Origin of the sequence: Cyanobacterium stanieri LEGE 03274, assembly GCF_015207825.1 — a bacterium.
Lineage (GTDB): Bacteria > Cyanobacteriota > Cyanobacteriia > Cyanobacteriales > Cyanobacteriaceae > Cyanobacterium > Cyanobacterium stanieri_B.
Genome location: NZ_JADEWC010000001.1, coordinates 119,352 through 137,237 on the forward strand (window position 1 = coordinate 119,352; position 17,886 = coordinate 137,237).

15 protein-coding genes are annotated in these 17,886 nt (G+C 38.9%); 7 read left to right on the forward strand and 8 right to left on the reverse strand.

Annotation, left to right across the window (positions count from 1 at the left end; translation table 11 throughout):
• Positions 1-93: 93 nt before the first annotated feature.
• Positions 94-2,208 carry a molybdopterin oxidoreductase family protein gene (locus tag IQ215_RS00520; protein ID WP_193799368.1) on the reverse strand — a complete coding sequence of 705 codons (2,115 nt, stop codon included), beginning with the start codon at positions 2,206-2,208 and terminating at the stop codon, positions 94-96.
• Between the two features lie 272 nt (positions 2,209-2,480).
• Positions 2,481-2,813: a hypothetical protein gene (locus tag IQ215_RS00525; protein ID WP_193799369.1), complete on the reverse strand. Its 333-nt coding sequence runs from the start codon at positions 2,811-2,813 to the stop codon at positions 2,481-2,483.
• A gap of 65 nt (positions 2,814-2,878) precedes the next feature.
• Between IQ215_RS00525 and aat the strand changes: the two genes are divergently transcribed.
• Entirely contained in the window at positions 2,879-3,451 is a 573-nt protein-coding gene (aat, locus tag IQ215_RS00530) for a leucyl/phenylalanyl-tRNA--protein transferase (protein WP_193799370.1), read from the forward strand.
• A gap of 42 nt (positions 3,452-3,493) precedes the next feature.
• Here the strand turns inward: aat and ppsA are convergent, their stop codons facing one another.
• The gene (ppsA, locus tag IQ215_RS00535) at positions 3,494-6,001 is read right to left on the reverse strand and encodes a phosphoenolpyruvate synthase (RefSeq protein ID WP_193799371.1); all 2,508 of its coding nucleotides are present in this window, start codon (positions 5,999-6,001) and stop codon (positions 3,494-3,496) included.
• A gap of 554 nt (positions 6,002-6,555) precedes the next feature.
• Positions 6,556-7,581 (reverse strand): oxygen-dependent coproporphyrinogen oxidase, encoded by a 1,026-nt coding sequence (gene hemF / locus IQ215_RS00540; RefSeq protein WP_193799372.1) that lies wholly within the window; start codon positions 7,579-7,581, stop codon positions 6,556-6,558.
• A gap of 345 nt (positions 7,582-7,926) precedes the next feature.
• Here hemF and acsF point away from each other — a divergent pair, with 345 nt between their 5' ends.
• On the forward strand, positions 7,927-8,988 hold the full coding sequence (gene acsF / locus IQ215_RS00545; RefSeq protein ID WP_193799373.1) for a magnesium-protoporphyrin IX monomethyl ester (oxidative) cyclase: 1,062 nt from the start codon (positions 7,927-7,929) through the stop codon (positions 8,986-8,988).
• A gap of 93 nt (positions 8,989-9,081) precedes the next feature.
• On the opposite strand, the gene IQ215_RS00550 is transcribed toward acsF, so the two are convergent.
• Complete coding sequence (locus tag IQ215_RS00550; RefSeq protein ID WP_193799374.1) at positions 9,082-9,792, reverse strand: PHP domain-containing protein; 711 nt, start codon at positions 9,790-9,792, stop codon at positions 9,082-9,084.
• A gap of 214 nt (positions 9,793-10,006) precedes the next feature.
• On the opposite strand from IQ215_RS00550, the gene IQ215_RS00555 reads away from it, so the two are divergent.
• The 5 genes from IQ215_RS00555 to IQ215_RS00575 all read left to right on the forward strand — a co-directional run bounded on the left by IQ215_RS00555 (position 10,007) and on the right by IQ215_RS00575 (position 14,074).
• Positions 10,007-10,453, forward strand: coding sequence for a pre-peptidase C-terminal domain-containing protein (locus IQ215_RS00555; protein WP_193799375.1), 447 nt, complete (start codon positions 10,007-10,009; stop codon positions 10,451-10,453).
• Between the two features lie 135 nt (positions 10,454-10,588).
• Entirely contained in the window at positions 10,589-11,803 is a 1,215-nt protein-coding gene (locus IQ215_RS00560) for an RNA polymerase sigma factor, RpoD/SigA family (RefSeq protein ID WP_193799376.1), read from the forward strand.
• Positions 11,804-11,806: 3 nt separating this feature from the next.
• Positions 11,807-12,310 (forward strand): NUDIX domain-containing protein, encoded by a 504-nt coding sequence (locus tag IQ215_RS00565; RefSeq protein WP_193799377.1) that lies wholly within the window; start codon positions 11,807-11,809, stop codon positions 12,308-12,310.
• 184 nt (positions 12,311-12,494) lie between these two features.
• On the forward strand, positions 12,495-13,199 hold the full coding sequence (locus IQ215_RS00570; protein ID WP_193799378.1) for a response regulator transcription factor: 705 nt from the start codon (positions 12,495-12,497) through the stop codon (positions 13,197-13,199).
• A 131-nt stretch (positions 13,200-13,330) separates the two neighbouring features.
• On the forward strand, positions 13,331-14,074 hold the full coding sequence (locus tag IQ215_RS00575) for a Tic22 family protein (RefSeq protein WP_193799379.1): 744 nt from the start codon (positions 13,331-13,333) through the stop codon (positions 14,072-14,074).
• A gap of 176 nt (positions 14,075-14,250) precedes the next feature.
• Here IQ215_RS00575 and IQ215_RS00580 read toward each other — a convergent pair whose 3' ends face one another.
• The 3 genes from IQ215_RS00580 to IQ215_RS00590 form a co-directional block, all read right to left on the reverse strand.
• A complete protein-coding gene (locus tag IQ215_RS00580) occupies positions 14,251-15,378 on the reverse strand; it encodes a 5-(carboxyamino)imidazole ribonucleotide synthase (RefSeq protein ID WP_193799380.1) in 1,128 nt (375 codons plus the stop codon).
• 235 nt (positions 15,379-15,613) lie between these two features.
• Entirely contained in the window at positions 15,614-16,483 is an 870-nt protein-coding gene (locus tag IQ215_RS00585; protein WP_193799381.1) for a tRNA (5-methylaminomethyl-2-thiouridine)(34)-methyltransferase MnmD, read from the reverse strand.
• A gap of 148 nt (positions 16,484-16,631) precedes the next feature.
• Positions 16,632-17,798 (reverse strand): PP2C family protein-serine/threonine phosphatase, encoded by a 1,167-nt coding sequence (locus IQ215_RS00590; protein ID WP_193799382.1) that lies wholly within the window; start codon positions 17,796-17,798, stop codon positions 16,632-16,634.
• Positions 17,799-17,886 lie beyond the last annotated feature (88 nt).

Below are 17,886 nucleotides of genomic sequence, written 5' to 3' on the forward strand. Positions count from 1 at the left end.
GTTGAGGAAGGGAACAGCTATAATATTTAGAAATCTTAGTTTTCAGCATAATTCAACTATGTTTCATACCATCATTAAGCAACGCCTTTTTTCTTAAACCTTGGTAATATTTACCGCACAGGCTTTTAATTCAGGTTGTTTAGACACAGGACAAGCTATAGGATGACTTAGGCTATTGGCTTCGGTGTTTTCCCCCCACAAAAAACCCCAGTGCATCGGGATAAATAGGGTTCTAGGGGCGATCGCCCTTGTCACCAAAGCCTTAAAAATTCCTTTGCCCCGTAAAGAAGTAATGGCCACCATATCCCCCGACTCAATGCCATATTGACTTGCATCCTTGGGGTGAATCTCCAACAAAGGCTCAGGGTGCATTTTATTAATTTTGGCAATTCTGCCCGTGCGCGTCATGGTGTGCCAGTGTCCATACAGCCTACCGATGGTTAACACAAAAGGATAATCAGGGTTAGGAGGTTCGGCCAATCCCCGACTATGCACCGCAATAAACTGGGCTTTTTGGTTAGGGGTATGGAACTTTAAATCAGTGTATAACCTTCTGCCATACTTATCATCAGGATTGGTGCCTTCAGGAAAAGGCCACTGGATGGGGGCTTGTTTTAACAAATCATGGCTTAACCCCGACATATCACAGGGGCGATTTTTGGTTAACGACACATACTCATCATATACCTGTGCCGAATTTTCAAAGGCAAAATATTCCTCAAATCCCAACCTTCTGCCCACCTCCGCAAAAATTTCCCAGTCCGCCTTCCCTTCCCCCACAGGTTGACTAAAACGAGGGCAATAGGTAACCACTCGCTCAGAATTGGTCATGGTACCTGCTTTTTCACTCCACTGTGCCGCAGGTAACACCAAATGGGCATAATAGGCGGTTTCCGTGGGAAAATAAGCATCTTGATATACCGTAAAAGGGGAATTGAGCAGGGCTTTTTTTGTCCTTTCCAAGTCTGGCATACTTACCACAGGGTTAGTGGCGGCCACCCAATAAAATTGTACTTCTCCTGTTTCTAAACCCATAATCGCTTCCCAAGCGGTTTTACCAGCTTCAGGAGAGATCGAATTTTCGGGCAGATTCCATAATTGTTCTACCTCTGCTCGATGGTTAGGGTTATGGATAAGGCGATAACCGGGGAGAATATGGGCTAAACCCCCCGCCTCTCTGCCTCCCATGGCGTTGGGTTGCCCTGTGAGGGAAAAAGGCCCACATCCTTCCCTGCCCATGGTGCCTGTCATCAAGTGTAGGTTAATCAAGGTACGAATTTTGGCAGTGCCTTCGGAGGATTGATTCAAACCCATGGACCACAGGGATATAACTCGATTAGACTCCGCCCAATAGGTGGCAGCGGTAATTAAATCGGCTTCAGGAATACCGCATATATGGGCTACTTTTTCGGGGGAATAATCTTTGATAATTTCTTGGTAATGGGCAAAGTTATCGGTATATTGGGCGATAAAGTCGGGGTCAATTTTGCCCCATTTTTGCAATAGATGGGCGATGCCGTTAAATAAGTCAATGTCGGTACCGGGGCGAATAGGTAAATGGAGATCGGCGGCTTCTGCGGTGGCAGTACGGCGAGGATCAATGACTACCATTTTGACATGGTCATTTTTCTTGTGATATGCCCTTACACGATTGAATACAATGGGATGGCAGTCAGCGGTATTCGTTCCCACCAAAAAGGCACAGTCGGTATTTTCTAAGTCGGTATAGGTGCAAGGGGGGCCATCTGCTCCAAAACTACCTACATATCCTGAGACGGCGGAAGACATACACAGACGGGAATTGGCATCAAAATTATTTGTCCTTAAGCATCCCTTGAACAGTTTTTGGGCGATATAGTAATCTTCGGTTTGAAATTGCCCTGAGCCATACATACAGATACCGTCAACCCCAATAGTATTTTTTACTTTGTTGATCTGATTGATGATTTTGTCAAAGGCTTCATCCCATGAAATACGTTGAAATTCTTTGTCTAGGCTTTCTCGCCAGAGGGGATATTGTAAACGACTTTTTTTGATGGATTCACCCACGGTTGCCCCTTTGACGCATACTTTTCCTAAGCTAGATGGGTGGGTGCGATCGCCCATAACCTTACCGATAGATTTTGTTTGATCATCTCCAGAGGGCATTACTTCTAAACCACAACCTACACCACAATAAGGACAAACTGTCTTTACTTTCTCACTCATAATCTAACAACGACAAAGGGACACCCATTTCACTACCACCCTTATCCTGTCAGTTCCTTGTGATGGGGAAAGTATTTTTTGATACTTTTTGTTATCTTATATGTTTTTTTTGAATTTTTAATATTCGATTAAAACATAAGATATTATCACCATTCTCTATTCCCTAAGGTTGATAAATATAATCTACTTATTTCCCATCTTCATCAAAAATAAGTAACCCTTAAATAGATGACATCAAGAGAATCAAATCTGATAATTGTGTATTTATCCCCTTAATTGTTCCCACAACAACTATCAATACCCAAACTTTTAAGAATTAAATCACTAACAGCATTGGCGATGGCAAATTCACTATAAAAACTTTTCTGAAAATCAAAAGACTGCATTTCAGTAACAATAGCAATAACTAGAGAACCTAAGTCATTTTCCCCCTCAAGACGATGACGAATAAAAATCTGTGAGGCACGGTAAGCAATGGTTTCATTAATAGCCTCGGGCAAAAATTCCTCATTTAACCACTTATGCAGATTTTGCCGTAACCAGTTTGCTTCAACTTCAACATTTTCAAGGGGAGGTAAAACTATGGGAGGAATGGGTTTAGACATGATTAAATATTACAATAGATAGATAAGTTGTCTTAATAATGATTATATAAAGATTTCCCATCCTTATGATAGATATTGCCTCCATTATTCAAGGCTATGCCCACGGTAATTTTTTGATGGCTGATGATTACCATAACCTAGGGTGGTATTCTAGCAACGAGCGCACCCTAATCCCCCTAGATCAAAGTTTCCGCTATCCTAAGTCCTTAAAACGAGTTTTAAACCAAAATAAGTTTTCCGTAGCCATTAATCAAGATTTTTTGGGGGTATGTCTAGGATGTGCTAATCGGGAAACTACTTGGATTTCTGATGATCTAATTGAAATATATCTTAAACTAAATCAAGCTCGATGGGCCTATAGTTTCGAGACTTGGCAAGGAGATAAATTGGCGGGGGGAATCTTGGGCATTGTCATCAAGGGAGCGTTTATCGGTGAGTCGATGTTCTACAATATTCCCGATGCTTCTAAAGTTGCCATGGTCAAATTGGTGGAACATTTACGAAGTAGGCATTTTGTTTTATTCGATGCTCAAATGCAAAACCCCCATCTTGCTCGATTTGGTTCTTATATTATCGACAATCATGAGTATATCAAGTTATTAAATCAGGCTTTAGATCGTAATTGCTGTTTTGAATGAACTAAAGCCCGATTATCTCCCCCATGGAGAGGAAGACGAAACCTATTGATTAACTAATTTTTCCTCCAATTTTGCAATGTCGAGGAGGGTTTTAAGCACCGAATCAGGGTTAAGACTAATAGAGTCAATGCCTAATTCCACAAGGAAACGGGCAAATTCGGGATAATCGCTGGGGGCTTGTCCACAAATACCGATTTTACGGTTATTTTGGTGGGCTTTTTCGATTACCATTCTTACCATATCTTTAACGGCCTGGTTGCGCTCGTCAAAAATGTGAGCGACGAGGGAAGAATCTCGATCCAATCCGAGGGTAAGTTGGGTTAAATCATTAGAACCAATGGAGAAACCGTCAAAGATTTCACTAAATTGATCCGCTAAAATAACGTTACTGGGAATCTCGCACATGACATATACCTGTAAGCCATTTTCGCCCCGTTTTAAGCCGTGTTTTTCCATCTCCGCTAAGACTTTACGACCTTCATAGGGTGTACGACAGAAAGGAATCATAGGTATTACATTAGTTAAGCCCATTTCATCCCTTACCCTTTTAAGAGCTTTACATTCCAAGCCATAGGCATCACGATATTTTTCGTCGTAGTAACGGGAAGCACCACGCCAACCAATCATGGGGTTTTCTTCGTGGGGTTCAAAGTCTGCACCACCCAAAAGATTGGCATATTCGTTGGATTTGAAGTCAGACATTCTCACTACCACAGGATTAGGATAGAACGCCGCTGCGATCGCCCCTACCCCTTGAGCCACCTTATCGACAAAGAAATCAGCCTTATGATCATAACCCCTGGTCAGGTGAGCAATTTCTGCTTTCACTGCGTCATCTTTCAATTGTTCAAAATTCATCAAAGCGAGGGGATGAGCCTTGATATGGTTCGCAATAATAAACTCTAAACGAGCCAAACCAACGCCATTACAAGGAATCGAAGCCAATTTAAATGCCTCTTCAGGGTTACCCACATTCATCAAAATTTGAGTCTTCGTAGTGGGTAAATTATCAAGGGGAGTTTCAATAATATCAAAAGGAATTAAACCCTCATAAACTCGACCTTCTTCCCCCTCGGAACAAGACACCGTAATATCTTGACCCGTTTTCAAAATGCCCGTGGCGTTACCACAACCCACAATGGCAGGAATGCCCATTTCTCGGGCAATGATCGCCGCATGGCAGGTTCTGCCCCCTTGGTTAGTAACGATCGCACTGGCTTTTTTCATAATCGGTTCCCAGTCGGGATCGGTTTTATTGGTGACTAAAACTTCTCCCTCCTTAAACTGCCCAATTTCATGGACATCGAGGATAACACGGGCTAAACCTTGCCCAATCATTTCCCCTACTGCCCTTCCCCTGACCAAGACCTTACCATCGCCCAGGAGTTTATAATCTTTAAGTACATTACCCGACTTACGGGATTGTACCGTTTCTGGACGGGCTTGGACAATGAATAATTCTCCCGTTTGTCCATCCTTTGCCCATTCAATATCCATGGGGGTAAGTTGTCCCCGTTTTTCGCTGTAATGATCTTCAATGATACAAGCCCATTTTGCCAGGAGCAAGGCTTCTTCATCACTGATGGCATATTGTTGGCGTTTGGCTTCGGATACAGGGACATTTTTGACCTTTTTGCCACCCCCTAAGTCATATACCATCTTGATTTCCTTGGAACCAAGGCGTTTACTGAGGATGGGTTTAAAACCTTGTTTGAGGGTGGGTTTAAAAACGAAAAATTCATCGGGGTTAACGGCACCCTGTACCACGTTTTCTCCTAAACCATAGGCGGCGGTAACAAAGGCAGCATCTTTGAAACCTGTTTCGGTGTCGATGCTAAACATTACTCCAGAGGAAGCCAAATCGGAGCGTACCATTTTCTGTACCCCTACCGATAACGCCACCTCAAAGTGGTCAAACTTGTTCATGGTGCGATAAGAAATCGCCCTGTCGGTGAAAATGGAGGCGAAACATTTATGGCAAGATTCTAATACGTCTTTTACCCCATGGACATTAAGATAGGTTTCCTGTTGCCCTGCGAAACTCGCATCGGGTAAGTCTTCTGCGGTGGCAGACGATCGCACCGCTACATCAGTATCATAGACGCAATCGCGCAATCTCATCTGTTCTTCTTCGGTTTTTTCGCACAAAGTAGGATCTGCTCCATATCTTTGGCATAATTTGAAGTAAGCATGGGCGATCGCCAATTCCAACTCTTTCGGAAAAGGAGTATTTAAAACCAAAGCCCTCGCCTGTTTACCCACCGACTGCAAACTAACAAGATTATCAACATCCAAATCCGCAAAGATTTTCCGTAACCCAGACTCAATCCCCGCATTTTCAATAAAATAACGGTAAGCATAGGCCGTTGTAGCGAAGCCCGTCGGCACATTTACCCCCTTAGCCGTCAACTGTTGGATCATTTCCCCCAAGGAGGCATTTTTTCCGCCCACCATGGGGACATCTTCGATGCCAACTTCCTCAAACCACAAGACAAATTTATTTTTGTGATTAATGTCTGCGTTAATTTTTTCTGGAGCTGTGTTCACCATAATAGCTAATCTCCTTAATTATTTTACTTACTTCCAATGGGTGGAGACTAAGCAACATTTTTTTTACAAAAAATAGTTATTTGGCTAATATTTTCAACATAAATAAACATAAATTTCATTAAAATAAATTAATTACTTTTTGATGCTTTATTTTTATGTTTTGCTTAAACCCTTGTCGAAATATTTTAAGAAAAAACTATGCTAGGTAAAGATTTACAGTCTCTTACTCTTTGGAAGATCGGATAAATAGTTAGTTATTTATTTAAGTTCCTATTTTTATTAAAGCAAATAAAATCTACTTATAATCTACCTTGATAAAAAACTTAATAAACTTTATCTTTATTTATCTATAATTTAAGTAAAAATACGATAATTATCAATAAATATATATGTTTAAGACTCTTAATCAAATCGAGAAAAAAATAACCAAAAAACCTTAGTTAGATTTATCCGATGAAAAATTATTCCCCATGACAAAAAAACCTAGCCATCAAAAGATAGCTAGGAAAGAGGAAAAGTAGTGTATGTAACAAAGAGATAGATTGCGAAAAAGACTAGAGCTTAAAGTTTGCCCAATCTTGAGGTTGTAGGAAAAAGTCGGTTAATTGTGCCTCACGACTATTCTTTTCTGGTTGATAGCCGTATTCCCAACGGGTAAGAGGAGGTAAAGACATTAATATCGACTCCGTACGTCCATTGGTTTGTAAGCCAAAAATAGTCCCACGGTCATAAACCAAGTTAAACTCCACATAACGCCCCCGACGATATAGCTGAAAATTACGCTCTTTTTCTCCATATTCCATGGATTTACGACGCTCCACAATGGGTAAATAGGAGGGAAGAAAAGCGTTGCCACAACTTTGCACAAAGGAAAATATATCCTCCCAGCTATGGTTCACCTTACCCACTTTCTCGCTATGTTGATGGGCTAATCCTTCATGGTTTGAACCTCCATAGAGTCTTCCTTCACTGTTTTGATAGTCAAAGAAAATGCCTCCTACGCCTCTGGCTTCTTGACGATGTTTGAGGTAAAAATATTCGTCACACCATTTTTTAAAGATGGGATAATATTCGGGGTAATGGCGATCGCACCCTACTTTTAAAGTTTGATGAAAATGAACCGCATCCTCCGCAAAACCATAATAGGGAGTTAAATCAGCACCACCGCCAAACCACCACACGGGGCCGGCTTCAAAATAACGATAATTTAAATGTACCGTTGGCACATAGGGATTACGAGGATGAAGCACCATAGATGTACCTGTGGCATAGAAACCATGACCAGCGCCCTCAGGACGTTGCATAAGAATAGAAGGAGGTAAAGTATCCCCCCAAACCTCAGAGAAGTTAACCCCTCCTTGTTCAAAAACGCCCCCATTGCGAATCACTCTGGTGCGTCCTCCGCCCCCTTCTTTTCTTTCCCATTTATCTTCCTGAAAACGAGCTTTACCGTCGATTTCTTCTAAACCTTGACAGATTTTATCCTGCAACTCCATGACAAATTGTTTGGCTCTTTCTCGGGAGTTTTTTGGTACATCTACACTGGTTTGTTTAGATGCTTGATTTAATACCGTGGTCATATTAGCTTTTTGTCAAAAAATAGTAGTAAGCGTTATTAATCACTATAAAGCGATGAATAAAATATGGTTAGTTTTTGTAATATAACTTTACAGTTGACAAGGTTAAGCAATCAAAATTATGGGCTGATTTTAACTAAATCAACGGCTTCAAGATTTAAAAAAAACAGGACATTAAACATAAAGACATAGCTATTTAAGTCTTTTAAAACTCTCTTTTGCAGTTGATATTCGAAAGATAACGACGTAAAAACCATCACCCTAAGTTTAAGTAATGTAAAGAATCCATGCAAAGAAAATATAATTCATCTAAACTTGTACAAATAAATCACTATTAAGTAATTAAATATGACAACAGCCGTAATTAAACCCCAAAGCAATAAAAAACAAGCTATTAAAGAAACCCTATTAACCCCAAGATTTTATACTACCGACTTTGGGGCGATCGCCTCTATGGATATATCAAGCCAAGAAGACGAACTACGAGCGATGTTAATCGAGATGAAAAACGACTATAATCGTAACCACTTCATCAGAGACGAAGACTTTGAAAAAACATGGGATCATGTGGATGGAGAAACCCGTGCCGCCTTCATCGAATTTTTAGAAAGATCCTGCACCTCAGAATTTTCAGGCTTTATCCTTTTCAAAGAAATTTCTCGCCGTATCAAAGACAAAAACCCCCTCCTAGCCGAAATCTTCAGCCTCATGGCAAGGGATGAAGCCCGTCACGCAGGATTTTTAAACAAAGCTATGGGCGACTTTAACATCTCCCTCGACCTAGGCTACCTCACCAAACATCGAGTTTATACCTTCTTCAAACCCGAATGGATTATTTACGCCGTTTATCTCTCCGAAAAAATTGGCTACTGGCGTTATATCCTCATGTATCGTCATCTTGAAAAAAATCCCCACTACCAATTTTATCCCCTCTTCAAAAAATTTGAACATTGGTGTCAAGACGAAAGCCGTCACGGTGACATATTTAACGCCCTTCTCCGTTCCCAAAAATCCATGTGGCAAGGATGGAAAGCCAAACTGTGGGCAAAATTCTTTCTCCTCTCCGTCTTCGCCACCCATACCCTCACAGTCCACGAAAGAGAAGACTTTTATCAATCCGTGGGTTTAGATGCCAAAGAATATGATCGCCAAGTAATCATCAAAACCAATCAAACCGCAGCCAAAGCATTCCCCGTCATCCTCGATACCGATAACCCCACCTTTTTTCCCAGACTTGAAAAATGCAACGAACATAACATTAAACTACAAAAAATCGAGGCATCAAAACAACCCCAACCCATTAAATTTCTGCGTAAAATACCCATCATGATGGCAATCTTTTGGAATCTACTCTGTTTATATCTACTAAAATCCCAAGACGCCGAAGAATTAAGAACCACTATTTATTAAACCACGTTAAATTAGTTCCCACTACGAACAAATACCAAAAACAGTGGTGGGAAAAATCACTACTCACCTGAAATGAAATAACCAAAACAAAAATTAGAGCCTTACCAAAATATTATTACCATGGGTGTCAGTGCCACAAGTGCTATACAAATTATATTTTTTTGCCATAGATTCAACCACATTCATTTGTTTGGGGCTACACTGCCAAGGTTGAGGATTACCATAAGCATAATAACTCTCTACCCCATCAATACCTAGCAGATGTGCTTCAGTGATTAACTCCTCGGCAGGACGACGATAACGGGCAGGATGGGCTAATGCTACCAAAGCTCCTGCGTTGTGGAGACAATTAATAACTTCCTGTGCTTGGGCGTCATATCCCTCGGGCTTATAGCCTCCTAAATATTTCCGAATAGCCGTAGCGTGGGGATCGAAACCATAGCCTAGTATATGCACAATGGTGCCGTTTAGCTCGGAGGTAATTTCTACCCCAGTCCAAAGATGAGGAAGGGAAATAGAAGAATTAACCTCTTTTTTTTGTTTCATCCATGATAATGCTCGATAAAAACCATCAATGCTGTGATGATCTGTAATGGCTAAACCCTGTAAGCCTATTTGTATGGCTTGTTCAATTAATGATTCGGGGGTTAATTGTCCATCGGAACAACTGGTATGCAAGTGGAAATTATATCTAAATGGACAACTATCGGGTTGAAGGGTAGCCCATACTTGTTTTAACTTTTCAGTATTTCTGGATGCTTTGTTTTCAACCCAGAGGGGTTTTTTTTCTTTACTCAATAGCATAAATTGGTTAACTATTACAGATTGTTAAGTTTAATTTAACAAATAAAACCTCCTTTTGACCGTACAAAATGAACAAATAATTAATTTTTTTTATCAGAAAAACTAATTTAAGTATTATTACTTATACTTGATGGAAGCTATTAAGAAAATTATGGGGGGTTTTTTAGGCAAGAAAATAGGCTAAAATTAGCGGTATATTTAGGACTAAATTGTTATGGTTAATTTTAAAAAATATTGTGGTTTATTAACATTGGGGTTTATCTTGCCCAGTATTATCTATAAGGCTCAGGCACAACCATCACAACAGGTTTATAACCCCATTGCCATTGAACATAATCGTATGGTTCAAGATATTCTCTCACCTAGTGATATTCCCACGGGGGAAGGAGGTTTTGCGAGGGATTTTTTTATTAATTTAAAAAGAGGAGATCAAATTGTCATTGATGTTACCTCGGAAGAATTTGATACGGTGGTGGTGTTGATGAAGGAGGACGGTTCAACGGTGGGAGAAAATGATGATGCTCCTGATGGTACGACCAATTCATTGTTATTTACGAGAATTATGGATGATGGAAAATATATTATTAGGGTAAGTTCTTTTGCTCTTTCAGGAAATGGTAGTTTTAATTTGCGTGTGACAAAATTACAGGAAGAAAATTAACTTTATAGTTGAGTTAACAAATGTGTAGCTTCACTAAGTTGATTAAAGTTTTTTTGCAGAAAATGTAGCGAAAAATTTTTTTTGGTGTATATTGAGGGAAATCGAATAAGTCACATTAGGAAAAGAACAGCGATTATGTCAAAGTTTTATTTTCACCGAGAAAACGTCCGAGCTTCATCACCCCATGGTTTGTCCTCTGATTCGCCGTCTTCTTCTGACAAATCGCCTTCGGTGACTTTTTCGGAAAAAAATCAATCCGTCCATCGTCCCCCTAACTCTAAGGATTCTATGAGACTTTATTTAAGGGATATTGGGCGGATTCCTCTTTTAACTAAGGATCAGGAAATTGATTTAGCTAGGAAAGTTCGCGCCTCGAAAAAGCTGATTGATTTACGGGATAAGCACAAGGATGATCAAAAAATTAAGGATTATATCAATGTGTTTGAGGTTTATGAGTCTTTGTCAAAGGATTTGTTGCGCTGTCCTAATTTTGATGAATGGTGCGCTGCTCTTGATTTCAGTTGTTTGGAGTTAGAGCAAGTTTTAGATGATGGTTTACACCGATGGGCGCAGGTGGCTGGTTTGGATGTGGAGGAGTTAGAGCATATATTGTCTGCAGGTAAGGGCGCTAAGAAGCATATGATTAATGCTAATCTGCGTTTGGTGGTTTCCATTGCTAAGAAGTATCAAAATCGTGGGTTAGATTTGTTGGATTTGATTCAGGAGGGAACTTTAGGCTTAGAAAAGGCGGTGGATAAGTTTGATTATCGTAAGGGTTATCATTTTAGTACTTATGCTTATTGGTGGATTCGTCAGGGGATGACAAGGGCGATCGCCACTCAGAGCCGTTCTATCCGTATTCCTATTCACATCACGGAAAAATTAAATTTACTGAAAAAGACTCAACGGCAATTATCACAAACCCTTGGCAGGACTCCGAAGGCGGAGGAGTTGGCGGAAAAAATGGAAATGACGACTTTTGAGTTGCGTAGTTTTCTTAGTCAGATTCCCCGTTCTATTTCCCTTGAAACGAAGGTAGGGGAAGATTACAATACGGAGTTGGTGGAATTGATTGAAACTGATTCGGCGACTCCTGAGGAAAATTTGATGTTGATTTCTATGCGTCAAGATGTTCATAGTCTTTTGAGTAGTTTAAGTGAGAGGGAAGCCCAAATATTACGCTTACGCTATGGTTTTGAGGATGGCAAAATTTATTCTCTTAGTGATACTGCGGCGATGATGCACCTTTCAAGGGAAAGGGTGAGACAAATTCAGGCTAAGGCAATTCAAAAGTTAAGACAACCTAACACCCGTCAACAGTTACATGATTATTTAGAAATTATTAGTTAAGCTATGGTGCTAGATGTAGATACGGTTGTTTATAAGAATCCTGCTCCCACGGTGGATATTATTATTGAAATGGTTGACCGTAGGGCGATCGCCCCTAGTTCTGCCCCTGAATTTAAAGGTAAATCTTTAGCCCCCATTGTCTTAATCGAACGCAAATTTGAGCCTTTGGGGTGGGCAATTCCGGGGGGATTTGTGGATTATGGGGAATCTGTGGAACAAGCGGCCATGCGCGAAGCCTTGGAGGAGGTGAGTTTGAGGGTTGATTTGTTAGAGCAATTTTATGTTTATTCCGATCCTCGCAGGGATAGCCGTAAACACACCATTAGTATTGTTTTCATTGCCCATGCGAAGGGAGAACCAAAGGCCGATGATGATGCCTTGAATTTAGGGATTTTTCCCCTTTGGGATATTCCTAAAAATCTTTGTTTTGACCACGATCGCATCTTAGCTGATTATGTTCATTATAAGTTGACGGGCGATCAACCTATGTTACAAATCAATAACTAAGAACAATTCAACGGGAAGAAATATATTATCACCATTGCCTATTCTGGGTTTTAAGTAACATTTCATAAATAAAAAATGTTCACCTTTTGTAATATTGCTTATAATCGGTTACATAAGATAAAAATTAATAATTTTTTTAACAAAATAATTTAAAACTCAAGATTAGCAAAAGGTTTGATATAGAATGTCTCGAATATTGGTCATTGATGATGATCCAGCGATCTCCGAATTAGTAGCAATTAACCTCGAAATGGCAGGGTATGACATATCCCAAGCCGAAGACGGTATAAAAGGTCAAGCCCTAGCCCTTCAATTGCAACCAGATCTGATTATGCTAGATCTTATGTTACCCAAAGTAGATGGTTTTACCGTTTGTCAAAGATTAAGGAGAGATGAACGGACAGCTAATATCCCTGTACTAATGTTAACGGCGCTGGGTCAAACAAAAAACAAAGTAGAAGGTTTTAACGCGGGGGCAGATGATTATTTAACGAAACCTTTTGAGGTGGAGGAAATGTTGGCAAGGGTAAAAGCCCTACTGCGTAGGAGCGATCGCACCCCCCAAAGTGCAAAACATACCGAAATTCTCAACTATGGGCCTTTAACCATCGTACCCGAAAGATTTGAAGTAATTTGGTTTGAGAAAACCATCAAACTAACCCATCTCGAATTTGAACTACTTCACTGTTTATTACAAAGACACGGACAAACCGTTTCCCCCAGTGATATTCTCAAAGAAGTATGGGGTTATGATCCCAATGATGACATCGAAACCATTAGGGTTCATGTGCGTCACCTGAGAACAAAACTAGAACCCGATCCCCGTCGCCCTCGTTATATTAAAACCGTTTACGGTGCTGGATATTGCTTGGAGTTACCCTCTAATTAGATGGTAAATCATCAATTGTTGTTTTAAGTGGCGGTTGATAAAATAAGACGAATAACTTTTTTGTTAGATGAAACTATATATTAGAGTATTCGTCAAAAAGCACAGTTTAATTTTTATTATTGAGAGAGATTATGTTAAAAAAGAAATCTATCATAAATACTATTCGTAATGCAAGTATCGTTGGAGCAACCGTCATTAGTTGTTGGTTGACACCCATGGGCAAATTATTGGCTTTACCCCAAGAGGCGATCGTTGAAAAGCTAGAATCTATTCCTGTTTTTACCATTGCCGATGGAGAAGGAGCGCCCTTAGTGGCCACTGATGGTGAAAACGGTAACAGACGAGTAGCTGGGGTGTTTATCAGTAAAACTGACGCTAATAATTTTGTAGAGCAATTAAAACAAAATAATCCCGAATTAGGCTCTCAAGTGCAGGTGATTCCCGTCTCTTTAGCGGAAGTTTATGAGATGTCAGAGGCTAACGCCGATCAACCCAATGGTCTTAGATTTGCCTATGTACCTCGTCAGGCAGATGTTGAACAGGCTAGACAGTTAAATTCTGAATATTCTGGGGGTGTGCCTTTATTTGTGGCTACCGCAGGGGATGACCAAGGTTATCTTACCGTGAGACAAGGGGATCAAGAATTTATACCTTTCTTTTTTGAGCAATCCCAAGTTAACGCATTGGTAAACAGTTTTAAACAGTCTCAACCAGATATGGCCGACTCCATTGAAATTGAAGTGGTTGTTTTAGAAGGGTTTATTTCGGCACTTCAACAGGGAGATGATGAGTTATTAGATAGGATTATTCTTTGGCCTTCCCAAGAGTCGATCCAATTTATTCAAGAAAATTCCCCTCAATTACAAGGAGAATAATTGGAAGGTGGGAAATAGGGAATAGGCAACAGACAAAAGATAATGATTGTTTATTATCAATTGTTAGACGGTGGATAATAGTAAACCTTACAAATCGGATTTGGTATCAGATGGTGGCAATGCCCACCCTAAGTTTCTAAGATTGTCGATTTTTCCTTTCCCTATGCTCCCAAAACCTAGGCTAAGTCATACCAGATTGCCTCTATTTGCTCAACGATCGCCCTTGCATGGGTAATAGTATCATAGTTAGTTAAAACAGTGATATGACCCATTTTACGCCCTGGACGGGATTCTGTTTTTTCATACCAATGAATGAAAGCGTCTTCGATGGTACTTATTTTCTGTAATTTTTCTTCATAGGGGGGATGAGGATGATTTAACCCCAATAGGTTAACCATGATAGCCCCTTGTTTTTGAAAACTTAAATTTCCCAGTGGTTTTCCCGTAACCGCTTGAAGTTGTAGGGCAAATTGAGAAGTGATGCAACCATTTAGGGTATAGTGTCCAGAATTATGGGTACGGGGGGCAGTTTCATTGACTAAAATTTGCCCATTTTTTCCTAAAAATAATTCGATGCCCATGACTCCCACATAATCTAGCGCTGTCAATAGTTTATGGGCGATCCTTTTTACTTCTTCTGTTTGAGCTATGGTAACATTAGCAGGGGCGATCGTCCAACGACAAACTTGATTTTGTTGAAAGGTTTCCACCACAGGATAATTACAAACCATGCCATCCAACCCCCTAGCTACAATTACCGCCAATTCACACTCAAAGGGAATAAATTCTTCTACCAAAAAAGGTACATTACCCAATGTTTTTAACGCAGATTCCAACTCCTGAGCAGATTTAACAATCATTGTACCCTGTCCATCATAACCATGACGACGCACCTTCAACACTAAGGGAAAACCAAAACTTTCTAAATCCTCCACCCTCTCAAAATTTTTAAACCGAGGTACAGGCAAACCAAGACTTTTTAAAAAACATCTTTGCTCATACTTATCCAACAAAGGAGCTAAACTGTTAAGGGAAGGACGAAAACAAACCCCTTTTTCTGCTAAGGTTTGTAGAGCTTCAAGATCAACAAATTCATTTTCAAAGGTTATCACATCACATTTTTGAGCCAGTTTTTTTGTCCCCTCCATAGAATCTATGGGGGCTAATATAACGTTATCAGCTAGACTCACGGCTGAATCATCACTACTAGGAGTTTGTACCGATAATATAATCTTTTGTGTCGGGGCTTCCTTTGCCATCATCCATGCTAATTGCCCTCCCCCGATAACACCTACTCTTGTCATCTTCTCTTTTCCTTATTTTTTCCCTCAACTATCTTAATGGATAAGTGCAAATAATTGATAATCAAAGTGAAAGTATCAGGTGTTGGGAGAATAGCAAATCCACAAACCAAAGTAATTCGTTTATTACACCCAATCCGACGTGAAAAGTATATTATCATCGCCTTGCAATAAATTACAAGGCTAACAATTTATCGTTCAATAAAAGGTATATTTTGATTCACGGATTTGATATTATTTATTGCTCTTTAATTATCCATCGCTTTTTCCATTGACTTGTAGATTCTAAAGTTGATAAAGACTGTTCTTTTTCTCGACGTTTAATAATATTAATGTTATTATCCGTTAAGCTAGGGTCACGATAAGGAATAGCGGCCCGAGTTTGTAAATGTTCTAACTCCATTAATGATAAGGGTTGTAGTGGAATCTTATTTTTAGTGGCGAGGGTGCCGGGCGCTCGTTTACCCACAGTATAATTCCTACCAATATTTAATCCCACCAATGTCATTGCTTTTCTCACCGCCGCCGAACAAGAATAAGTGGCTAAAATCCCATCATTTTCTAAACATTGAACCACCAATTTTAAAAAATCTACAGTCCATAATTGAGGACATTTAGGGGGAGAAAAAGGATCAAAAAAAATTGCATCAGCTTTAATATTTTGTTCTATTATTTTTTTTATAGTTTGTCTAGCGTCACCAATAAATAATTCTATATTTAAATTATTAATATTCAACTTGTTATCATGGACAACTCTTTTTAAATAGTCTTGTGTTTTTGAGGAATAAAAGGATAAAAGATTATTAGTAATAGCTTCTTGAGGAACATTTATATCTATTTCTAAGGCAAAAATATCTAAACTTACATTACTATTGATCTTTTGATATAAATCTAATAGTGAAGCCGTGTTATATCCTAAACCATAACAAAGATCGATAACTTTAATCTTGTTTTTACTATTAAGTTTTTCCTTTATATTACAACCTTTAATATAGGTTATTTCTGATTCTTTTTTTGCTCCATATTTACTGTGAAATGTTTCTTTAAATTGTTGAGAATAAAAAGTATGAGAACCATCTTCAGTTAATCTTGTTTCTAAATATGCCATGAAAAATAATTTTAATAAAAGACAATTAATAAAAAAATAAATAATTATGTGTGTAATACTAAATCTGATTTTAAAAATGTATTATCACTCACTAGGGTTAAGGTATATATTGATGGATGGATTTAGTTAGTATCAAACATTAATATATCTACTTAAATTCTATTTTCATAATTGATAAATCGTCAGAAAAATAGTCACTATCATTATGAGATTTTGCTTGAGCTAAAATTTTATCTAAGTCTGATTCTTTTTCCAGAATCGCACTAAAATTATCTATGCCCCACATCTGTTTATCTTTGCCGATTATTTCATAAATTCCGTCACTAAAAATATATAAAGTGGAAGGGGATTCAATCTCATAACTACTATTGTCGTAATTAACATTGGGAAACATTCCAATGGGTAGTCCAGGGGTTTTGAGTTTTAAAACTTGAAATTTATCTGAGTTGTCTTGATAAACATAAATAGCGGGGGGATGTCCTGCACTAGAGAAGGTTAATTTATTACTATTGATATTATATATACCATACCAAATAGTTAAATATTTATCATTTTTATTACTCATTTGAAAGAAGTTATTCAGGCTAAATAAAACCTGATTAGGTTCTTTATAATTCACTTTTCCAAGATTACCATAACGTAATAAATTAAAAGTAGAAATAGAAGGAAGTGCGGCCCCTAAACCATGACCAGAAACATCTAATAAATAAAAAACTATATTTTCTTCATCTAAAAAAAAGTAATCAAAAATATCTCCTCCTAGTTGACGAGAAGGAATAAAACGAAAATCGATATTAATTTTTTCATGGCGTAAAGATTCGGGTAAGACGACACTAACATAATCGGCGGCTTCTGATAATTCTGTTTCTAGTTGATGCTTTTGTTTTTCTAGTAGTTTTTTCTGTTGTTCTAAAAGTTGTTTTTGCTTTTGTAAATCTTGACTAAGTTGATGTAGTCTTAATCCTGCCCTAACTCTGGCTTTTAATTCTTGTAAGTCAATGGGCTTACAAATAAAGTCGTCGGCCCCTGCATCTAATCCTTGCACTCTATCATCAACGGATATTTTAGAGGTAATGAGAATAAAAAAGGTGGTAGCAAGGGCGGGATTTTGTTTTACTTGCCAACATACATCCAAACCTCCCATACGGGGCATTAACCAATCGGATATGATTAGGGCTGGTTTAATTTTTTCGGCTAATTCTAAACCTGTGATGCCATCGGAGGCGATACTGACTTCATAGCCACTTTTTTTGAGGGTTCTAGTGAGGAGAATTTGAATTGTTCGATCATCGTCTATGATGAGAATGTGCGCCATTGTGGGATGTTTTACATGATTTTGGTGTAATCTTGATCCTTAGTTATTGAGTCTAAAAACCAAATTTTATGCTGGATAATCAATAGGA